Source organism: Nocardia shimofusensis NBRC 100134, from assembly GCF_001613125.1.
GTDB lineage: Bacteria > Actinomycetota > Actinomycetes > Mycobacteriales > Mycobacteriaceae > Nocardia > Nocardia shimofusensis.
The window spans coordinates 334473-357158 of record NZ_BDBT01000002.1; the positions used below are offsets into that span (position 1 = coordinate 334473).

Sequence of the window (22686 nt, forward strand, 5' to 3'; positions counted from 1 at the left end):
TGGTGAGGATGGTGTGCGGGGCGGCGGTCTCGATGATGTGGCCGATGCGCTCGGCCGGGTGCTCGGGATCCACCGGCACGTACGCGCCGCCCGCGCGCAGCACCGCGTACATGGCGACGACCAGTTCCGCGCAGCGCGGCATGGCCAGCACCACCAGGGTTTCCGCGCCGACACCGGTCGCGATGAGCAGCCGCGCGAGTCGGTTGGCGCGCGCGGACAGCTCGGAGTAGGTGAGCGATTCGCCGTCGGCGGTGCGCAGCGCGACCGCCTCGGGGGTGCGGCGCACCTGCATGTCGAAGCCGTCGTGCAGGAAGCGCTCGGCGACCTTGTGGCCGCTGGCGTTCCAGCTCGTCAACACGTAGTCGAGTTCGCCCGCGTCCAGCAGGTCGATATCGCCGACCGGCTGATCCGGGTCGGCCAGGGCCGCGCGCAGCAGGCGGGTGAACTTCGCGGCGAACTCGGCCGCCGTCGGGCCGTCGAACAGGTCGGTGGCGTAGGTCATCTCGGCGCGGTAACCCGCCTCGCGGGAGCCGATCGCCTCGCGGTTGTCCCCCGTTTCGCCGAGCGGCTCCGACAGTGTCAGCTGCAGATCGAATTTGGCGAAGCCGGGATCGAAGTCGAGCTGTTCGGCGCGCAGGCCGGGCAGATCGAGGGCGATCGGGCCGATGTTCTGCATGAACAGCGCCACCTGGAACAGCGGGTGCCTGCCCTGGGAGCGGGCCGGGTTGACGGCCTCGACCAACTGCTCGAACGGGATGTCGCGGTGGGCGAAAGCGCGCAGGTCGCGGTCGCGGGCGTGGGCGAGCAGATCGGCGAAGCTGCGCCCGGCGTCGACCTCGGTGCGCAGCACGAGGGTGTTGACGAACATGCCGACCACATCGTCGAGCCTGGCCTCGCCGCGACCGGCGGTCGGGGTGCCGACCGCGATGTCGGTGGTGCCGGACAGGCGCGCCAGCAGGGCGGCCAGGGCGGCGTGGACGACCATGAACGGGGTCGCGTTGTAGCGGGCCGCGATCCGGTCGACGGCGGTGCGCAGGTCGGCGTCCAGGGCGAAGGCGTGGGTGGCGCCGAGGTAGGACGACACCGCGGGCCTGGGCCGGTCGGCGGGCAGATCCAGCTGGGCGGGCAGGTCGGCGAGTTCGGCGCGCCAGAAGTCCAGCTGGGCGGACAACGCCGAGCCGGGGTCGGTCTCCTCCCCGAGCACATCGCGCTGCCAGAGCGCGTAGTCGGCGTACTGGACCTCCAGCGGGGCCCAGCCGGGCTCGGCGCCCGCGCGACGGGCGGCGTAGGCGGTGATGAGGTCGCGGACCAGCACGCCCATCGAGACGCCGTCGGCGGCGATGTGGTGCACGACGAACACCAGGGTGTGGTCCTCGGGTCCGCTGCGCAGCAGCCGCACCCGCAGCGGCACCTCCTCGGCGACGTCGAAACCGCGAACGGCGATGGCCCGCACGGCCTGCACCAGTTCGGATTCCGGCACGTCGGTGGGCGTCAGCGCGGGCACCGGGTGCATCGCGCGGACGACCTGCACCGGTCCGGTCGCGGTCTGCGGGTAGAGGGTGCGCAGGATCTCGTGGCGGGCGACGAGATCCGACAGAGCGGCATCGAGCGCGACGGGGTGGAGGTCGCCGCGCAGGCGCAGGGCGACAGGGATGTTGTCGACCGCGCCCGCCGCCGGGTCGCGGCCGGAATCGGTGCCGAGGCGGTTGAGGAACCACATGCGGCGCTGGGCCGGCGACAGCGGAATGCGCTCCGGGCGTGGCTGGGCGACGAGTGGCGGTCGGGCAGCGGCATTCGCGCGATCGGCGGTGTCGCCGAGGGCGGCCAGAGCCGACACCGACGGGCGGTCGAAGAAGTCCCTGACGTCGATGGTCACGCCCAGCGCCTCGGTGAGGCGGGCGATGGCGCGGGTGGCCAGCAGCGAGTTGCCGCCGAGGGAGAAGAAGTCGTCGTCCGCGCCGACGCGTTGCGCGCCGAGCAGATCGGCGAAGACCCCGGCGACCAGACGCTCGGCTTCGGTCGAGGGTTCGCGGAACTCGGCCGCGGCGGAGGCGAAGTCGGGTGCGGGCAGAGCGCGGCGGTCGAGTTTGCCGTTGGCGTTGACCGGCATCTCGTCGAGCACCTGTACCAGCGAGGGCACCATGTACTCGGGCAGCGATGCGCGGGCCAGGTCCAGCACCGCGCCGGTGTCGAGCATCGTTACATCGGGGGCGGGGACCACGTAGCCGACGAGGTGGTCGCCGCCCGCGTGCTGGGCTGACACGACCGCCGCCTGCGCGACCGCGTCCGACCGCAGCAGCGCGGCCTCGACCTCGCCGAGTTCGATGCGCAGGCCGCGGAGCTTGATCTGGAAATCGGTGCGGCCCAGGTATTCCAGTTCGAGTGGGCCGCCGTCGCCGTCGCAGACCCAGCGCACCAGGTCACCGGTGCGGTACATGCGATCGCCGGGCGCACCGTGCGGATTGGCCACGAACCGGTCGGCGGTCAGACCGGGCCTGGCCACGTAGCCGCGGGCGAGCTGCACGCCCGCCAGATACAGCTCGCCGACCACACCGGTGGGCACCGGACGCAGGCCCTCGTCGAGCACGAGCAGTTCGTTGTCGTCGGCGACGGTGCCGATCGGGACGGTCACCGTGTCGGCGGCGGTCACCTCGTGAGCGGTCACGTCGACGGTGGCCTCGGTGGGGCCGTAGGTGTTCTGCAGCGTCGCCCCGCTGACATCGCGCAGGGCGGCCGCGGTCGCGGCGGGCAGCGCCTCACCGGAGGAGACCACCATCCGCAGCGCGTCCAGCGACGCGCCGCCGCTTGCCAGTTCGGCCACGAACACCGAGAGCATGGACGGCACGAAATGGGCGATGGTGACGCCGCGTTCGGCCATGAAGCGCACCAGGTAGGCCGGGTCACGGTGCCCGTCGGGCCGGGCGATCACCAGACGCGCGCCGACCTGCAACGGCCAGAAGAACTCCCACACCGACACGTCGAAGGTGAACGGCGTCTTCTGGATCACCCGATCGGTCTCGAGCATCGGGTGCAGGCGCTGCCGCCAGCGCAGGTTGGCGATCACCGAGCGGTGCGAGACCGCCACGCCCTTGGGGCGTCCGGTGGAGCCGGAGGTGAAGATGACGTAGGCGATATTGTCCGCGCCGGGACCGGGCAGGGGCTGGAGGCGAGCCTCTGCCTCTGCCGCTGCCTCTGCCTCTGCCGCCGCTGCTTCGCATTCGTCGATGCGCAGCACCGGGGCGCCCGCGAGCCCGGCGGGCTCGTCGGCGGTGGTGGTGAGCACCAGCACCGGCGCGGCGGTCTCGAGCACGTAGGCGATGCGTTCGGCCGGATGCTCCGGGTCGATCGGCACGTAACCGCCACCGGCCTTCAGCACCGCGTACATGCCGACCAGCAGCTCGATCGAACGCCGCACGGCGAGTCCGACCAGCGCTTCCGGACCGACGCCGAGGGTCACCAGGCGCCGTGCCAGCGCTTCGGCGCGGGCGTCGAATTCGGCGTAGGTGAGGACGGTGTCCTCGAATTCCAGCGCGATCGCGTCGGGGGTGCGACGCACCTGATCGGCGAATTCGGTCACCAGCGTCTCCACCGGCGTGAAGCGCACCGGCAGCATCGGCGCCGCGGCCAGCAGGGCGTCGTCGAGCAGCGCGTCGAGCACCTCGCCGAGCGCACCCTCGCCCGCCTCCACCAGGTCGGGCAGCCGGCCGGAGACGACCACCGAGATCAGGGCGTCGGGGCTGAGCGCGCCGCCCATCGCGATGCCGAGCGCGCCGATCTCGGCGGACAGTTCCGCGTAACCGATCGTGGCAGAACCGACCGTGGCGTCCGGGGATCGCAGCGCCACGCGCTCGGGTTCCAGATCGGCGACGGTCTCGATCAGGCGGGGCAGATCCGCCAGTCCGTAGGCGCGACGCAGGGCGGCGTGCCGATCCGTGCCCGGGGTGTCGCCGGGGCTGTTGCCGAGTCCACGGGAGGTGAGCGATTCTGCTCGAGACATCAGCTGTTCCTTTCGGAGACGAGGGAGTTCGTCTCGGCGAGAAGGGTTTTCAGCGCGGCGGCCAGACCTGCTCCGCCGAGCGCCGTGAGGATGCCGGGCACCAGCCCGGCGAGGGCGACATTGATGAGCGCTTCGGGTGAGGCCGCGGCGCCCATCGCCTTCGCGACGCCGGCCAGTTTCGCCTGGAGTTCGGCATAGGTGACCCGATGCTCGCCGTGCGCGAAAGCGACGGCCGTCGGTGCGAGTTCGGCGGCGGTGGCGATCAATCCGGGCAGGTCCGCCATGGTGGCGGGCGCGCAGGAGGATGCCGTCCCCGGCGAGGCCGGTGCCGAGCTCGTGCCCACCGAGCGCCGGACGGCTGGCTGCCGTTCGGCCTCGGTCCTGATGTCGATCGCCCGCAGGGCGGTCGACGGGTCCGCCACCACGGCGGCCAGCACCAGGTGCAGGCGCTCGGCGTAGCCGCGGACGGTGTCTGCGTCGAAGATGTCGACGGCGTAGGTCAGGCGCAGGGACAACCCGGTCCGCTCGCCCGCTTCGTCGAATTCCTCGATACCGGTCAATTGCAGGTCGAACTTGGCCTCGGCGGGCGCCGGGTCGATGACCTCGACCGCCAGGCCGGGGAGTTCGACCGTGCCCGGGCGCATGTTCTGGAAGGCGAACATGACCTGGAACAGCGGGGTGTAGGCGCTGGACCTGGGGCGTCCGATGGCCTCGACGACCTGGTCGAACGGCACGTCGGCGTGCGAGAGGGCGGCCAGGTTGCGGGTGCTCGCCTGCCGCAGCAGGTCGGCGAAGGCGGCGCGGGTGTCGATCTCGGTGCGCAGGGTGACCGTGTTGACGAACATGCCGATGAGGTCGTCGATCTCGCGCACGCCGCGCCCGGCGACCGGGACGCCGACGGTGATGTCGGCGCTTCCGGAGAGCTTGGCCAGCAGGACCGCCAGGGCGCTGTGCAGGACTGTGAACAGGGTGGCGCCGTGTTCACGAGCCAGCCGATCCAGTGCGCGGGTGGTGTCGGCGTCGAGGTCGGTGACGACGGTCGCGCCGCGCATGTCGCGGTGGGCCGGGCGGGGGCGGTCGGTGGGCAGGGCGAGGACTTCCGGGGCGTTCGCCAGTTCCTTGCGCCAGTACGCGAGCTGACGGTCGTGGGTGGAGTCCGGGTCGCCGGGGCGGCCGAGCAGTTCGTGCTGCCAGACGCTGTAATCGGTGTAGCCGATGGGCAGGGGTTCCCAGGCCGGTGCGCGCCCGGCCGCGCGGTCGACGTAGGCGCGCACGAGATCGCGGGTGAGGGGCAGGACGGAGTAACCGTCGCCGCTGATGTGGTGGATGACCACGACGAGCACGTGCTCGGGGGCGGAAGCGGGCTGGGCGGCGGTGCCGCCGGAATCGGTGACGCAATGGAACAGCGCGACGCGAATCGGTGGAGTCGCGGCGATGTCGAAGCCCTGGGCCACGACGTCGGCGAGGTGCTGGTGCAGTCGAGCGCGGTCGACCGGGACAGGGGTGAGGTCGACGGTGACGGCCTCCGGGGGCAGCACTTCCTGAATCGGGCCATCGGGACTGTCCGGGTAGCGGGTGCGCAGGGTCTCGTGGCGGGCCAGCAGGTCCGCGACGGCGGCGGTGAGGGCGGCGTGGTCGAGCTCGCCGGTCAAGCGGATGGCGGCCGGGATGTTGTAGGCCGCGGAGTCCGGGGCGAGGCGGTTGACCACCCACATGCGCTGCTGGGCGGGGGCGAGCGGGACCGGGCCGTCGCCGGCGCGGCGCACCAGCGGGGGCCGCGCACCGGTGTCGTCGAGTTCGCCGAGCCTGCGGGCCAGGGCCGCGACGGTCGGGACGTCGAAGACCTCGGCCACCGGCACCCGGACGCCGAGGGCGGCGCTCAGCCGGGCCGCCAGCTTGGTCGCCAGCAGCGAGTTTCCGCCGAGGGCGAAGAAGTCGGTGCCGGAGCCGACGCGGTCGGCCGGGACGCCGGTGAGTTCGGCGAAGGTCGCGGCCACCAGTCGTTCCATCGCACCGGTGGGATCCTCGGACTGCGCCTCGGCGAACACCGGCTCGGGCAGCTTCGACCGGTCGACCTTGCCGTTGGCATTGAGCGGCACGCCCGGCAGGACGACGATCGCGGCGGGGACCATGTAGCCCGGCAGCCGGGTCGCGAGTTCCGCGCGCAGGCGGGCCGAGACGGTCACAGCCGCAGCGGTGGGCTCGACCTCCGGCATCCCGACCTCCGGCATCCCGACCTCCGGCATCCCGACCTCCGGCATCCCGACGTAGGCGACGAGACGGTCGCCGCCGTTCTCCCCCGCCGGACGGGCGAGAGCGACGGCCGCGCGGACGCCGGGGAGGGAGAGCAGCGCGGATTCGACTTCGGCGAGTTCGATACGGAAGCCGCCGATCTTGACCTGGAAGTCGGCGCGCTCGAGGTATTCGAGGGTGCCGTCGGCGCGGTGGCGGACGATGTCGCCGGTGCGGTACATCCGCGCGCCGGGACCGGCGAAGGGATCGGCGACGAAGCGGTCGGCGGTGAGGTCGGCGCGACCGTGGTAGCCGCGGGCGAGCTGGGCACCCGCGAGGTAGAGCTCGCCCGCGACGCCGACGGGGACGGGCTGGAGGCGGCGGTCGAGGACGTAGACGCGGCTGTTCCAGGCGGGTGCGCCGATGGGCACGGTGTGCGACGGGCGTTCGCGGACTTCGTGGGCGGTGATGGAGACGGCGGCTTCGGTGGGGCCGTAGAGGTTGTGCAGGGAGGCGCCGGTGCGGGCGGCGCGGTCGAGGAATTCGGTGGCGACGGCGGGCGGCAGGGCTTCGCCGATGGCCAGCACCTGGCGCAATGCGGGCGGCAGGTCCGCGGCGACGCCGAGCAGCATGGCGACCAGGGACGGGACCGCGAACAGCACGGTGACGCCGTGAGAGTCCATGGTCGCGCGCAGGCGGTCCGGGTCGCGCTCGGCACCGGGGGCGGTGACGACCAGGCTGCCGCCGGACAGCAGCGGACCCCAGAACTCCCAGACCGACAGGTCGAAGGTGGCGGGGGTCTTCAGCAGGCTCACCGTGGTGGTGTCGAGCGCGTACTGCGCACGCAGCCAGCGGATCTGGTTGACCACGGCGGCGTGCGGGACGGTCACGCCCTTGGGGCGGCCGGTGGAGCCGGAGGTGAAGATGATGTAGGCGGGATGTTCGGGCCGCAGCGGACGCAGGCGTTCGTCGTCGCGGATCGGAGCCGTCGAAGCCGTCGAAGCCGCGGCAGGCATCGACGTTCCCGCCGCCACCGACACAGCGGCCGACGACGACGCGGCATCCGCTACCGACCCCGCGCGGAGGCGGTCGATCTCGAGGACCGGCAGCTCGGTGGCGATCGGCATGCCGTCGGCCGAGGTGGTCAGCGCACAGATCGGGGCCGCGGTCTCGATGATGTAGCCGATGCGCTCGGCCGGGTGGTCGGGGTCGATCGGCACATAAGCGCCGCCCGCGCGCACCACGGCGTGCATGGCGAGCACCAGTTCGATCGAACGGCGCATGGCCAGGACCACGGTCGTCTCGGGGCCGACGCCCGCGCGGATCAGGACACGGGCCAGGCGGTTGACCTCGGCGTCGAACTCCCGGTAGGTGAGGCTGCGCGCGGTCGTCCCGGCATCGCGCCGGGCCGCGGCGGGAGTGACAGAGGCGGCGTCGACGAGGGCGGCATCCACCAGGGCGAGGGCGTCCGGGGTGCGGGCGGCCTGTTCCGCGCCGAGGTCGGCGAGGGTGGCGGGGGCGAGCGGGTGTTCGGTGGCGTTCCAGTCGACGAGCATCCGGCGGCGCTGCCGCGCGCCGAGCAGGTCGATCGCGCCGATCTCGATCTGCGGCCGGGCGGCGACGGTGTCGAGCACGCTACGCAGCTGAGTGGCGAAGCGGCGCACGGTTTCCGCGTCGAACAGGTCTTCGGCATACCCGAGGACCAGGCGGATGCCCTGGGGCGCGCCGCCGGAGCGGTAGGTGTCGAAGGCGAACAGGTGCAGGTCGAATTGGGCCACACCGCTGTCGAATTCGACGTCGGTGACGGTGAGGCCGGGCAGTTCGAGGGTGCCGCGTTCGTGGTTCTGGAAGGAGTAGCCGACCTGGAACAGGGGGTGGCGGGCAGTGGAGCGTTCGGGGTTGAGCACTTCCACCAGGCGTTCGAAGGGCACGTCGGCGTGGCCGAAGGCGGCGATGTCGGTGGCCTTGGCCTGGTCGAGCAGGGCGGTGAAGGTCTGGGCGGCGTCGACGCGGGTGCGCAGCACCAGGGTGTTGACGAACATGCCGATGACGTCGTCGAGTTCGGCTTCGCCGCGGCCGGCGACCGGGGTGCCGACCGCGATGTCGTCGCCGCCGGACAGCCGCGAGAGCAGGGCGGCGAAGGCGGCGTGCACGACCATGAACAGGGTCGCCCCCGCGTCGCGGCCGACGGCGACCAGGCGGGCGTGCAGGTCGGCGTCGAGGTCGAAGCGCACCAGGCCGCCGCGCATGCTCTGCTTGGCCGGGCGCGGGCGGTCGGTGGGCAGGGCGAGCTGGTCGGGCAGCCCGGCCAGGGTTTCGGTCCAGTAGGCCAGCTGTTCGGCAGCGCGGGAGGCGGGGTCGTGCTCGTCGCCGAGCAGATCGCGCTGCCACAGCGCGTAGTCGGCGTACTGGATCGGCAGCGGCCGCCAGTCCGGGGCCGCGCCGTCCAGACGCGCGGTGTAGGCGGTCATCAGGTCGCGGACGAACGGGACGGTGGACGAGCCGTCGGCGGCGATGTGGTGCAGCACGCCGACGAGCACGTATTCGGCGGCGGCCGGGCGCAGCAGCCACAGGCGCACGGGCACCTCGGCGGTGACGTCGAAGGGGATCTCGACGAGTTCGCGGATGCGCTGCGGCAGTTCGGCTTCGGCGATGTCCTGCGGCTCGAGGTGCAGGGCGACATCGCGCGGCGAGAGGATCTGTTGGACCGGCTCGCCGTCGATCTCGGGGTAGCGGGTGCGCAGCGACTCGTGCCTGGCCATCACATCGGCGACGGCGGCCCGCAAGGCGGCCACGTCGAGGTCGCCGGACATGCGCAGGGCCATCGGGATGGTGTAGGCGGTGGAGGCGGCGTCGAAGCGGTTGAGGAACCACATGCGCTGCTGGGCGGGCGAGAGCGGCAGGCGGTCCGGGCGGGCGGCGGCGACCAGCGGCGGACGAGCGGCTGCGGCGTCGGCGGCCACGGCGACCACGGCGGCCAGGTCGGCGACCCTCGGCGTTTCGAACAGGGTGCGCACCGAGACCTGGCGGTCCAGCGCGGCGCCGATGCGGGCGGCGGCCTTGGCGGCGAGCAGGGAGCTGCCGCCGAGGGCGAAGAAGTCGTCGTCGGCCCCGACCCGATCGTCCGCGGACATGCCGAGCACCTCGGCGTAGACCCCGGCGATGATCTCCTCGGCCGGGCCGGTGGGCGCACGGTAGACGGTGCCGGTGAAGACCGGGGCGGGCAGCGCGGCGCGATCGAGTTTGCCGTTGACAGTCAACGGGATCCGGTCGACCCGCACCAGCGCGGCGGGGACCATGTGCTCGGGTAGGACGCGGGCGAGCCGGTCGCGCAGCGCGGCGACATCGACCCGGGCGGCGGCATCTCCCCCGGCGGGGACGAGGTAGCCGACGATGCGGTCCTCGGTCTGGTCGTCGCGCACGACGACCGCGGCTTCGGCGACCTCGGGCTGCTCCAGCAGCGCGGCTTCGATCTCGCCGAGTTCGATGCGGAAGCCGCGCAGGTTGACCTGCTGGTCGGCGCGTCCCAGGTATTCGAGGTCGCCGCAGGCGGTCCAGCGCGCCAGATCGCCGGAGCGGTAGGCCAGTGCGCCCGGCTCCCCGTAGGGGTCGGCGACGAAGCGGGTCGCGGTCAGGTCCGGCCTGCCGAGGTAGCCGCGCGCCAATTGGCCGCCGGAGACGTAGATTTCGCCGGGCACGCCCACGGGGACCGGGCGCAGGCGGGCGTCGAGCACCCGGACGGTGAGGCCGGGCAGCGCGCCGCCGATGACGCTGGCCGACCCGGTGGTCAGGTCGATCGGGCGGTGCGAGACGTGCACGGTGGTCTCGGTGATGCCGTACATGTTCACCAGCCGCGGGCCGTGCGGGTAGCGGCGCAGCCAGCCGCCGAGCCGCTGAGGCTCGAGCGCTTCGCCGCCGAAGACGACATAGCGCAGGGCGTAGTCGCTGGGTTCGCGGGCGGCGTCGGCGGCGACGAGCTGATAGAAGGCCGAGGGCGTCTGGTCGAGGACGGTCACCCGCTCGTCGACGAGCAGCTGACGGAACTGTTCGGGCGAGCGCGAGGTGAAGTAGTCGACGAGGACCACGCGACCGCCGGTGAGCAGCGCGCCCCACAGTTCCCACACCGAGAAGTCGAAGGCATAGGAGTGGAACATCGTCCACACGTCCGCCGGGCCGAAATCGAACAGGGCGGCGGCATTGTCGAGCAGTCGCAGCACATTGCGGTGCGGGATCACCACGCCCTTGGGGCGGCCGGTGGAGCCGGAGGTGTAGATGACGTAGGCCGGATGGGCCGGATGCATCGGGGCGCGGCGTTCGGCGTCGGTGAGCGGGGCCGAGCAGTGGTAGCGCGGGTCGACGTCGTGGGTGAGGTCGATGACCGGGCCGTCGAACCAGCCGGGGGTCCGCGGGCCACCGGGTCCGGTCAGCGCGCACACCGGGCGCGCGTCGTCGAGCATGTACTCGATCCGGTCGGCCGGGTAGTTCGGGTCGACGGGCAGATAGCCGCCGCCTGCCTTGAGCACCGCCAGCAGCGCCACGACCAGGTCGGGAGTGCGGGCCATCGAGACCGCGACCAGGGTCTCCGGGCCGACGCCCGCCGCGACGAGGCGGCGGGCCAGCCGGTTGGACCTGGCGTCGAGTTCGCCGTAGGTGAGGCTGTCGACCGCGCCCACCGTGTGCCCGCCACGCACCGCGACGGCGGCCGGGTCGCGATGGGCGACGGCGGCGAAGCGGTCCGCCAGGGTGTCGGTGGCGGTGCCACGGCCGACGCGGCCGGGAGCGGTGCTCGACCACTCGTACAGGGCGCGGTGCTGTTCCTCGGCGGAGAGCAACTGGATGTCGCCGACCACCACGGTGGCGTCGGCGGCCACCCCGTCGAGCACCTGGGTGAAGCGACGGGCCAGCACCGCGATCGAGGCGGCGTCGAAAAGATCGGTGGCGTAGGTGATCTCGATGTCCATGCCGTCGGCGCGGCCGTCGGCGTCGGTGTCTTCCCGGACGGTGAACTGGAGGTCGAACTCGGCGGCCACGGCGGACAGCGGCAGCTCCGCGACCCGCAGGCCGGGCAGCTCCAGCTCGGGCAGGGTGAAGTTCTGCATGGTCAGCGCCACCTGGAACAGCGGGTGGCGGTTGCGGGCGCGGCTGGGCGCGAGCACCTCCACCAGGCGCTCGAAGGGCAGATCCGGATGCGACAGCGCTTCCAGGTCGCGGCGACGGGTGTCGTCGAGGACGGTCTCGAATCTGGCGCGGGGGTCGATGTGGCTGCGCAGCACCAGTGTGTTGACGAACATGCCGACCATGCCGTCGAGGCCCTGCTCGCCGCGGCCGGCGACGGGGGTGCCGACCGCGATGTCCTCGGTGCCGGACAGGCGGGCCAGCAGCACCGCGAGGGCGGCGTGCACGGTGGTGAACAGGGTGGCCTCGCGCTTGCGGGCCAATTCGCGCAGTTCGCTGTGCAGGTCGGCGTCGATACGCAGGCGGTGGGTGGCGCCCCGGTTGCTGGAGACCGCCGGGCGCGGGCGATCGGTGGGCAGGTCGAGCTGTTCGGGCAGGCCGTCCAGAGCGGTGCGCCAGAACTCGAGTTCGCGGTGGGCGCGGGAGCCGGGATCGGTGTCCGTGCCGAGCAGGTCGGCCTGCCAGAGGGTGTAGTCGGCGTAATGGACCGGCAGCGGACGCCACTGCGGGGCGGCGCCCTCGCGACGCGCGGCATAGGCGGTCATGAGGTCGGCGGCCAGCGGCCCGAGGGAGAAACCGTCCGCGCAGATGTGGTGCAGGACGACCAGCAGCACATATTCCGCGCCGGACAGGGCGAACAGCTCCGCGCGGACCGGGATGTCGGTGGTGAGGTCGAAGGTCTCGGCGGTGCTCGCGGCCAGCCGGGCGGGCAGGTCGGCCGGGGCCACCTGCCGGGCGCGCAGATTCGCGACCCGCTGCGCCGGTGCGGCGGCGGGCAGGATCACCTGGTGTGGTCCGTCGGCGTCGGCGGGATGGACCGTGCGCAGCGATTCGTGGCGGGCGATCACGTCGTGCAGGGCGGCGGTGAGGGCGGCTTCGTCGACCGCGCCGGTCAGGCGCAGGGCGACCGGGATATTGCTGACCGCGTCGCCGACGCCGTCGGCGTCGGCGAGGAAGCGGTTGAGGAACCAGATCCGCTGCTGGGCGGCCGAGAGCGGAATGCGCTGCGGGCGCGGGCGGGCGGTGAGGGCGGGACGCGCGCCGGAACCGCGCAACGGTTCCACCCGCTCGGCCAGGTCCTGCACGGTCGGGGCGTCGAAGAGGACACGGACCGGGATCTGGGCGTCCAGGGCCGCACCGAGGCGGGCGACGACCTGGGTAGCGCTCAGCGAATTGCCACCGAGGGCGAAGAAGTCGTCGTCGAGACCGACCCGGTCGGCAGCGAGCAGGCCCGCGAACACCGCGGCGACGACCTGCTCGGTCGCGGTGACCGGGGCGCGGTAGGCGGCGGCCTCGAACACCGGTTCCGGCAGCGCGCGGCGGTCGAGCTTGCCGGAGGCGTTGAGCGGGAACTCGGCCAGCGGCACGTAGGCGGCGGGCAGCATGTACGCGGGCAGGCGGGCGGCCAGCGCGGCGCGCACGGCATCGAGGTCGACAGTGAGGTCGGGGTCGCCTGCGGCGTGCGGATGGAGGCGGCTGGTGTTCTCGGGGATCACGTAGGCGATCAGCTGTTCGCCCCCGCGGGCGACGACCACGGCCTGGGCGATCTCGTCGAGATCGGTGAGAGCGGCTTCGATCTCGCCGAGCTCGATGCGCAGGCCGCGCACCTTCACCTGGAAGTCGGTACGGCCCAGGTAGATCAGCTCGCCGGTGGCCGACCAGGTCACCAGGTCGCCGGTGCGGTACATCCGCGCGCCGGGGAGGAAGGGATCGGCGACGAAGCGGTCGGCGGTGAGGTCGGGGCGGGCGACGTAGCCGCGGGCGAGCTGGACGCCGGACAGGTACAGCTCGCCGGGGACGCCCGCGGGAACCGGACGCAGCCAGGTGTCGAGCACGTGGACGGCGGTGTTGGCGACCGGCAGGCCGATCGGCACGGTATGGGTGTCGGCATCGGTGACCTCGTGGAAGGTGACGTCGACGGCGGCCTCGGTGGGACCGTAGAGGTTGTGCACGCGAGCGCCGGTCAGCGCGCGCAGCCGGTGCGCCGGGGCGGGGGGTAGCGCCTCGCCGGAGCAGAACACCTGGCGCAGCGACGCACGGCCGGCGGCGGACGGTTCGGCGGCGGGAGGTTCGGCGGCAGCGACGAACACCGCCAGCATCGAGGGCACGAAGTGCGCGACGGTGACGTTCTCGCTCGCGATCAGCTCGGCCAGGTAGCGGGGGTCGCGGTGACCGCCGGGCGCGGCCAGGACCAGACGCGCGCCGATCTGCAAGGGCCAGAAGAACTCCCACACCGACACGTCGAAGGTGGCGGGCGTCTTCTGCAGGACCGCATCGCTCGCCTCGAGCCGATACTGCGCCTGCATCCAGCGCAGGCGGTTGACGATGGCGGCGTGGGTGACCGCGACGCCCTTCGGACGACCGGTGGAACCGGAGGTGAAGATGACGTAGGCGGTGTGCTCAGGGCGCAGCGGGGCGAGCCGTTCGGCGTCGGTGAGCGGGGCACCGGAATTGGCGGTGGTGTCGAGACGGTCGAAGTCCAGGACCGGCCAGCGACGGGCGTCCTCGCCGGCCGGCAGTTCCAGGCCGTCGCCCGCACGGGTGAGCACGCAGACCGGACGGGCGGTGCGCAGGACGTGGTCGAGGCGCTCGGCCGGGTGCTCCGGATCGAGCGGGACGTAGGCCGCGCCGGTGGCCAGCACCGCGTACATGGCGACCACCAGATCGGTCGAGCGCGCCATGCCCAGGGCGACGGTGCGTTCCGGGCCCGCGCCGAAGGAGACGAGCAGCCGCGCGAGGCGGTTCACCCGGATCGAGAACTCGCGGTAGGTGAGGTGGCTGCCCTGGAACGACAGCGCCGCGGCGTCCGGGGTGCGGGCGGCCTGCTCCTGGAACAGCGAGGTCAAGGTGGCGGGCGGGCCGAGCTCGCGGGCGGTGGCATTGCGGGCGGCGAGTACGGCGTGTTCGCCCGCGGCGAGCAGGTCGATGTCGCCGATGCGGATGCCGGGGTCCGCGCACACGGTGTCCAGGACAGTCCGCAGCCGGGCGGCGAATCCGGCGATGGTGATCGGGTCGAACAGGTCGGTGGCGTACTCGAAGACCGCGTCGAATCCCTCGACGGTCTCGACCAGGCTCAATTGCAGGTCGAATTTCGCCGCCTCGCTGTCGAGGTCGAGGACCGACGCGCTCAGCCCGGCGGTCTCGATCCGGGCGGCAGCGGTGTTGTTCAGGTCGAGCATGACCTGGAACAGCGGATGACTCGCGGCCGATCGCCGCGGCTGGACCGCCTCCACCAGTCGCTCGAACGGGATCTCGGCGTGGTCGAACGCGCGCAGGTCCGCGCCGCGGACGGCGCCGACCAGGTCGGTGAAGCTCTGGTCGGGGCGCACCTCGGCACGCAGGACCAGGGTGTTGACGAACATGCCGACGAGGTCGTCGAGGGCGGCCTCGCCGCGACCGGCGACCGGGGTGCCCAGGACGATGTCGCGCTGACCGGAGAGCTTGGCCAACAGGGTGGCGAAGGCGGCGTGCAACACCATGAACAGCGAGGCGCCGGTGGTCTCGGCGATCTCGCGCAGTGCGCGCGCGGTGTCGGCGGGCAGGTGGAAACGGTGCCGGGCGCCGTGCCCGGAAGCCTGGGCGGGTCGCGGCCGGTCGGTGGGCAGGGTGAGCAGTTCCGGCAGGCCCGCGAGTTCGGACGACCAGAAGGCGAGCTGGCGGGCCAGCAGCGACTCGGGGTCGGCGGCGTCGCCGAGCAGGTCACGCTGCCACAGGGCGAAATCGGCGTACTGCACGGGCAGCGGCGACCAGTCGGGGGCGGCGCCCCGGCGGCGGGCCTCGTAGGCGCACAACAGGTCCCGGGTCAGCGGGGCGACCGACCAGCCGTCGGCGGCGATGTGGTGCAGCGAGACCACCAGCACGTGGACCTCGGCGCCCGTGCGCAGCAGGGTGAGACGCAACGGCGGGCGGGCGGTCACGTCGAACGATTGCGCGGCGAGTTCGCGGACCCGTGCGCGCATCGCGTCCTCGGCGACGTCGTCGGCGACATCCGGCGAGACATCCTCGACGACGAGCGCGATACCTGCCTCGTCCGGGTCGCACACCTGCTGGTGGGCGACGCCGTCCACGGCGGGGTAGCGGGTGCGCAGCACTTCGTGCCTGGTCACCAGATCGGTGACGGCGGCGGCGAGGGCGGCGTGGTCGAGCGGCCCGCGGATGCGCAGGGCGGTGGTGAGGTTGTCGGCCAGGGAGTCGGCGTCGAAGCGGTTGAGGAACCACATGCGCTGCTGGGCGTAGGACAGCGGAATGCGCTGCGGGCGCGACTGAGCCAGCAGCGGGAGCCGCCCGCCCGAACCCGCGTGCGCGGCCAGCGCGGCGGCCAGGCCCGCGACGGTGGAGGTCTCGAAGACCAGCCGCACCGGCACGGTCGCGTCCAGCGCCGCGCCGAGGCGGGCGACCAGGCGCGTGGCGACCAGCGAGTTTCCGCCCAGTTCGAAGAAATCGTCGTCGAGCCCGACACCCGGGGTTCCGGCGATCCCCAGCACCTCGGCGAACACGGCGGCCACGGCCCGTTCGACACCGGTGACCGGGGCACGGAACTCGCCGGTGCCGAAGTGCGGTGCGGGCAGGGCGCTTCGATCGAGCTTGCCGTTCGGGGTGAGCGGCAGAGCGTCGATCACCGTGATCGAGGCGGGCACCATGTGCGCGGCCAGCCGAGTGCGCAGACTCGCGCGCAGCTCGGCGGGATCGACCACCGGGGCACTCGACTCGAACTCGCCGTCGCCGGAATCGCACTCGCGGGCATGCGGTCCGTCGGCACCGGCGCCGGAAGCGACGCCGCCGGTTCGAGGGCCCGCTCCGCTGGTTCGGGGAACGACGTACGCGGCGAGTTGATCACCGCGCGCCTGGTCGGTGTGCACGATTACGACCGCGTGCGCCACCGCGGGGTGCGCGGACAGCGCTGCCTCGATCTCGCCCAGTTCGATGCGGAAGCCGCGCACCTTCACCTGGGCGTCGTTGCGGCCCAGGTACTCCAGCTCCTCGCCACCGGATTCCAGGGTCCAGCGCACCAGGTCGCCGGTGCGGTACATGCGCTCCCCCGGCGCCCACGGGCAGGCGACGAAGCGTTCGGCCGTGGTCGCGCGCCTGCCGTGGTAGCCGCGGGCCACCTGAGCGCCGGCGACATACAACTCACCGGCGACACCGGCGGGCACGGGTCGTAGCCGCGCGTCGAGCACCCACTGCCGCACACCGCGCAGCGGTGCGCCGATGGTGACCCGGGCACCGGGCTCGGCGGGGCCGCTGATGTCGACCGCCACCGTGGCCTCGGTCGGGCCGTAGGCATTGACGAGCCTGCGGCCCGCGGCCGACCAGCGGCGCACCAGTTCCGGCGGGCAGGCTTCGCCGCCCGCGACGAGTACCCGCAGATCGGGCACATCGACCGGGTCGATGGACATCGCTCCCGACGGGGTCATGATCGAATGCGTGACCCGCTGGTCGCGCAGAAATTCCACCAGTTCCCTGCCGAAGCGCGCCTCTTCCGGCGCGACGACGAGGGTGGCCGCCGAGTCGAAGGCCATCAGCATCTCGGAGACGGTGATGTCGAACGAGGGGGACCCCACATGCAGCACCCGGGCCGAGGGGTCGACGGGATAGCGGGCAGTCTGTTCGGCGGCGAAACCGGCGATACCGGCCTGGGTCACCAACACGCCCTTCGGGACGCCGGTGGAACCGGAGGTGTAGATGACGTAGGCCAGATTGCCCGGCCGCAGTGGACGCGCCCGCTCGGCGTCGCGAACGGGTTCGGCCGCGAATCCTGCGCAGTGAAAGACGAATTCGGCGTCGTCGAGAACCAGCCACTGCGCATCGCCCGCCATGTCGGGCAGGCCCGCGCGCACGTCGGCGAGCGTGAGACCCAGTGCCGCACCACAATCGCGCACCATGTGCTCGATTCGCTCGGCCGGGTAGGTGGGATCGACGGGCACCCAGGCCCCGCCGGCTTTGGCGATCGCCCAGACCGCGGTGACGAATGCCGTCGAACGCGGCACAGCGAGCGCGACCACGTCGTCTGGGCCGATGCCCCGCCCGATCAGTACCCGGGCCAACCGGGAGGAGGCGACATCCAGCTCCCGGTAGGTCATCGTGGTGTCGTTGGCGCACAAGGCGATTCGGTCCGGCGCGGTCGCGGCGGCGGCCGCGAGCACATCGGGCAGCAGGGCGGTCGCCAGCGCAGGCGCGTCGCCACGGGTGGTGAGGGCGATGCGCTCGGCGGCATCCAGCAGCGGCAGTTCGTCGACGCGGCCGGCGGGATCGGCGGTGACCGCGTCGAGCAGGCGCGACAGACGGGCCGCGAAGGACGCGATGGTGTCCGCGTCGAAAAGCGCGGTCGCGTAGGTGAATTCCGTGGCGATCCCCGCCGGTGCCGATCCTTCCCCGAGATCGGCACCGGCGAAGAGCTCGGTGACCTCGATCGACAGGTCGAACTTGGCCACCCCGGTGTTCACCGTACTCGTTCGCACCGAAACCTCGGGGAGGTCCACGCTCATGTCGCCGGTGACCGCCGCCGACAACGCCACCTGGAAGACCGGATGCCAGGCCTGCGAGCGCGTCGGACGCAGCGCGTCGACCAGTTGCTCGAAGGGAACGTCGGCGTGCGAGAAAGCGGCCAGATCGCGATCGCGTACCTTGCGCAGCAGGTCACGGAAGGTTTCCGGGCCGTCGAGCGTGGTCCGCAGGGGCAGCGTGTTGACGAACATGCCGACCAGGGCGTCCAGACCCGCGCCGTCGCGACCGCCGATGGGCGCGCCGATCACCACATCGCTCGTGCCGGACAGACGGGACAACAGCACCGCGAGTGTCGCGTGCAGCAGCATGAAGGTGGAGACGCCCTCGGCGCGCGCGAGCTCCACTGTGCGCCGGTGCAATTCGGCGGGGATCTCGGTGCAGTAGGTCGCGCCCGCGCCGTCGGCGACCGCGGGACGTGGCCGGTCCGTGGGCAATTCGAGATGATCGGGCGCACCGGCGAGCTCGGCGGACCAGAAGGCGAGCTGGCGGGCTGCCAGGGATTCGGGATCGGTCACCTCGCCGAGACGCTCGCGCTGCCACACGGCGTAGTCGGCGTACTGCATCGGCAGCGGCGCCCACTGCGGCGGCAGACCGGCGCGACGGGCGGTGTAGGCGGCGGCGGTGTCGGCGGCGAGTACCGGCAGCGACAGGCCGTCGGCGGCGATGTGGTGCAGCACGATCGCCAGTGCGTACTCCCCCGCGCCGAGCAGGAAAAGCGCCACCCGGAACGGGATCTCGCTCTCCAGCGCGAAGGGCCGGGCGGCGAACGCGGACACCGCGGCGTCGAGTTCGCCCGCGGTGACGAACTCCACCGCCACCGGGAGCCCGGCGACCGGCAGGACCTCCTGGCGTGGGGAACCGTCGGCGTCGACGGGGAACACCGTGCGCAGCACTTCGTGACGGTCGATCACATCGTTGAGCGCGGCGTGCAGGGCGGCCACATCGAGCGCGCCGCTCAGGCGAAGCACGAACGGCATGTGATAGCTGATCCCGGCCTGTTCGAAGCGGCTCAGGAACCAGATCCGCTGCTGGGCAGGAGAGAGCGGAACCAGCGGCGGCCGCGGAACCACCCGCAGCCGGCGGCTCGGGCCGCCGCCGGTTCCGCCTGCGCGCTCGATCAGTTCGGCGAGATCGCGCACCGTGGTGGCGGTGAACATATCGCGAACCGAGAGCGCGCAGTTCAGGTCGGCGGCCAGCCGGGCGGCCACCTGCGTGGCGACCAAGCTGTTACCGCCGAGAGCGAAGAAGTCGTCGTCGCGGCCGATCGGGTCCCCGTCGCCACGACCGCCTCTGCCCAGAGCCTCGGTGAAGGCGCGGGCGACGGCCGCCTCCAGCGGGGTCGCGGGCGCGGCGTAGGCGAGGACCGTGCGCTCGGGAGCGGGCAGGGCGGCCCGGTCGAGCTTGCCGGAGGCATTGACCGGCAGGGCGTCGAGCACCACATACACGGCGGGCGCCATATAGGCGGGCAGGGCGTCGAGCGCGGCGGCGCGCAGCTGCTCGGGCCGCACCGCGCCCGGCTCGGCCTCGGCCACGTAGGCGACCAGCTGCTCCCCGGCACCGGCGTCGTCGCGGACCACCACGACCGCGCGCACCACACCGTCCACCGTGGCCAGCACCGTCTCGATCTCACCGAGCTCGATGCGCAGGCCGCGCAGCTTCACCTGGAAGTCGGTGCGGCCCAGGTACTCGAGCTCGCCGTCGGTGGTCCAGCGCACCAGGTCGCCCGTGCGGTACATCCGGGCGCCCGGTGCGGCGGACCCGCCTGCGGAGCCGCCCGGTTCGGCGCCGAACGGGTCGGCGACGAACCGATCGGCGGTCAGGCCGGGACGCGCGAGGTAACCCCGGGCGAGCTGTACCCCCGACAGATACAGCTCACCCGGCGCCCCGACCGGGACCGGCCGCAATCGCGAGTCCAGCACGTAGAGCCGCGTATTGAAGACCGGCGCACCGATCGGCACCGTCGCGATATCGGTGTCGGTCACCTCGTGGAAGGTGACGTCGACCGCCGCTTCGGTCGGTCCGTAGAGATTGTGCAGCCGCACCCCCGTGAGCACCCGCAGGCGCTGCGCCAGCGTGGCGGGCAGCGCCTCGCCGGAGGCGAACACCTGCCGCAGCGAACCGGCGACCTCGTCGGCCGCGGCGACGTCGCGGGAGTCGCCGTCGCGCCGCGCGAGAAACAACTCCAGCATCGAGGGCACGAAATGCGCTGTCGTCACGCCGTATTCGGCGATGACCCGGCGCAGCGCGGCCGGATCGCGGTGCTCGTCGGGCCCGGCCAGCACCAGTTGCGCGCCGGTCTGCAGCGGCCAGAAGAACTCCCACACCGACACGTCGAAGGTGGCCGGGGTCTTCTGCAGCACCACGTCGGTGTCGGTGAGCCGGTAGGTCTGCTGCATCCACACCAGCCGGTTCACGATCGCCTCGTGGGTGACGGCCACACCCTTGGGCAGGCCGGTCGAGCCGGAGGTGAAGATGACGTAGGCGAGGTGGCGCGGGGTCAGCGCGCTGCGCCGCTCGCGATCCCACACCGGGCCGTCCGGGTGACCGGTCAGGTCGAGTTCGTCCAGGCGCAGCACCGGCGGCGCGGCCTCGGGCAGATCGGTGTCGCCGGTGGTCAGCACGTACATCGGGGCGGCCGTGCGCAGGATGTGCGCGGTGCGCTCGGCCGGGTGATCGGGGTCGAGCGGGACGTAGGCGCCACCGGCGGCCAGCACCGCGTACATGGCGATCACCAGTTCGGGCGAGCGGCGGAAGTGCAGCGCCACCAGGCTTTCCGGTCCGACGCCCCGATCGATGAGGTGACGGGCCAGCCGGTTGACGCGGGCGTCGAGGGCTCGGTAGGTGAGGGTGTGCTGATCGGCCTGCCCGGGAGCGCCCGCGTAGCGCAGGGCCGGTGCGTCGGGGGTGCGGCCTGCCTGGGCCGCGAACATCGAGACCAGCGTCGGCGGCTGGGCGAGACCGCCGATCCCGCAGGCGGGGCCGAGCGCCGCGCGCACGTCGAAGCCGGTGGCGTTCCAGATCCGGGTGCTGACCTCGAGCTCCAGCTCGGTGGTCACCGGGATGCGCGACAGGTCGTCCTCGGGACCGGCGTCGACCAGGCGGGTCAGATAGCCCAGGAAGCGGGCGTGATGGCGGGCCAGGTCGTCGGCGCGGTAGAGGTTCGGGTTCGCCTCGAAATCGACGTGCACGCTGTCGCGCTCGCCGTAGTAGACGTTCATGCTCAGGTCCTCGATCGGACCGGTGGACAGCACGTGGTAGCGCCCGACGGTGTCGCCCAGACGCAGGTCGCGGCCGAACAGCATGATGTTGGCCAGCGGACCGAACAGCGCCCGGTGCGCGGGACGGCCGTCGTGCTCGGCGTCACGGCGGATGTCCTCGTGCCGGTAGCGCTGGTGGCGCAGTGCCCCGGCCAGCTCGACGCGGGTCGCGCGCAGCAGAGCGGCCCAGCCGATCTCGCCGACCGGGAGCCGCAGCGGCACGATATTGGACAGCATGCCGGCCGAGCGGCGCATGGCCGCGGTGGTGCGCGCGGTGACCGGCAGGCTCAGCACCACGTCGGAGCGGTCGGTGAGCCTGCCGAGGTAGCCGGCGAAGGCCGCGATCAGCACAGCGGCGATGGTCGAGTCCTGGTCGGCGGCGATGGTGTTCATCCGCTCGACCAGCGACTGCGGCAGCGGCCGTCCGACCACCAGATTGCTCGCGGCGCGGGCGGCGGTGCGACCGTCGAGGCTGGTCACGCTGTCCAGACCGGCCACCCGCTCGGCCCAGTGCGCACGGTCGGACTCGAAGCGACTGCTCGCGCGGTAGGTCCGCTCCCCCTCCTCCAGCTCGGTGAGCGAGGCGGGGCGTACGTCGGCGGCCCGGGTGCCGCGGACGCGTGCGGTGTACAGCTCGGCGACGCGCTGGGTGTTGATCAGCGCGGCGTAGCCGTCGAGCACGATGTGGTGCGCGCGCAGGTACCAGAACCAGCGGCGTTCGCCGACGCGCAGTACCGCGCCGCGGGTCAGTCGGTCGCGCAGCAGGTCGACCGGCGCGGCCGCGTCGGCGCGCATCCATTCGCTCGCCGCGGCCACCGGGTCGGCGTGGGTGCGGAAGTCCAGGACCGTCAGGTCGCTGGAGAGATCGGGGTCCACGCACTGGTGCGGCACGCCGTCGATCTCGCGCAGCCGCACGAAGCCGGAGCCGTAGACCAGCGCGGCCTGCGGCGTGACCTCCTGCAGCAGCTCGATATCGAGGTCGCCGCGCAGATCGACGTACTGGGCGATGTTGATCGGGGTCTGCGGATCGAGCAACTGCGCGTACCAGACGCCCAGTTGCGCGGGCGAGAGCGGAAAGTGCTGGGCATCGCGCCGGTCGGAGGCGTTCTCGCCGGGCCGCGCGCCGAATCCATCCAACTCCGTACCGTGCACCAGAGCCTCCTTGACCGGTGAAAGAACCACTGCCCGTGGCGATTTCGGGCAGCACCGATCAGCCCGGCTACCGGTCGTCACGACCGGACGCGGGCGGGCAGGCGTGCCCCCACGGGCGTTTTTCGGGGAGAGCGCGGTCGGTGACGATGTCACCCGCGCGGGATCCGACAGATTGCGTTGAACGAGACGGCGGACTCGGGGTCCGCCAACCGTGGCGGAGCAGCTCCGCGCCGGGTGTGCCTAGCTTGTGATCGTTCCTCCAACTTTCGCCGCTCGGGGTTCTCGATCGAGACCCGGCCGTGTTCTCTGCGTCACACGATCGTTGCGTGCACTGCGAACATTAGGCGGTGAGTGAATAAAAAGTAACAG

At 72.4% G+C, this 22686-nt stretch carries 2 protein-coding genes (1 of these 2 cut by a window edge); both read right to left on the bottom strand.

What is annotated here, in order from left to right; all coding sequences use genetic code 11:
• Positions 1–3997, bottom strand: the 5' end (the start) of a protein-coding gene (locus NS3_RS03575) for a non-ribosomal peptide synthetase (RefSeq protein WP_067853397.1). It extends 21962 nt beyond the left edge of the window; 3997 of the gene's 25959 nt are visible here — the first part of the coding sequence; the start codon lies at positions 3995–3997; its stop codon lies beyond the left edge, outside the window.
• A complete protein-coding gene (locus NS3_RS03580) occupies positions 3997–22317 on the bottom strand; it encodes a non-ribosomal peptide synthetase (protein WP_084495016.1) in 18321 nt (6106 codons plus the stop codon). The genes NS3_RS03575 and NS3_RS03580 overlap by 1 nt, the downstream gene beginning before the upstream one ends.
• Between the last annotated feature and the right edge of the window lie 369 nt (positions 22318–22686).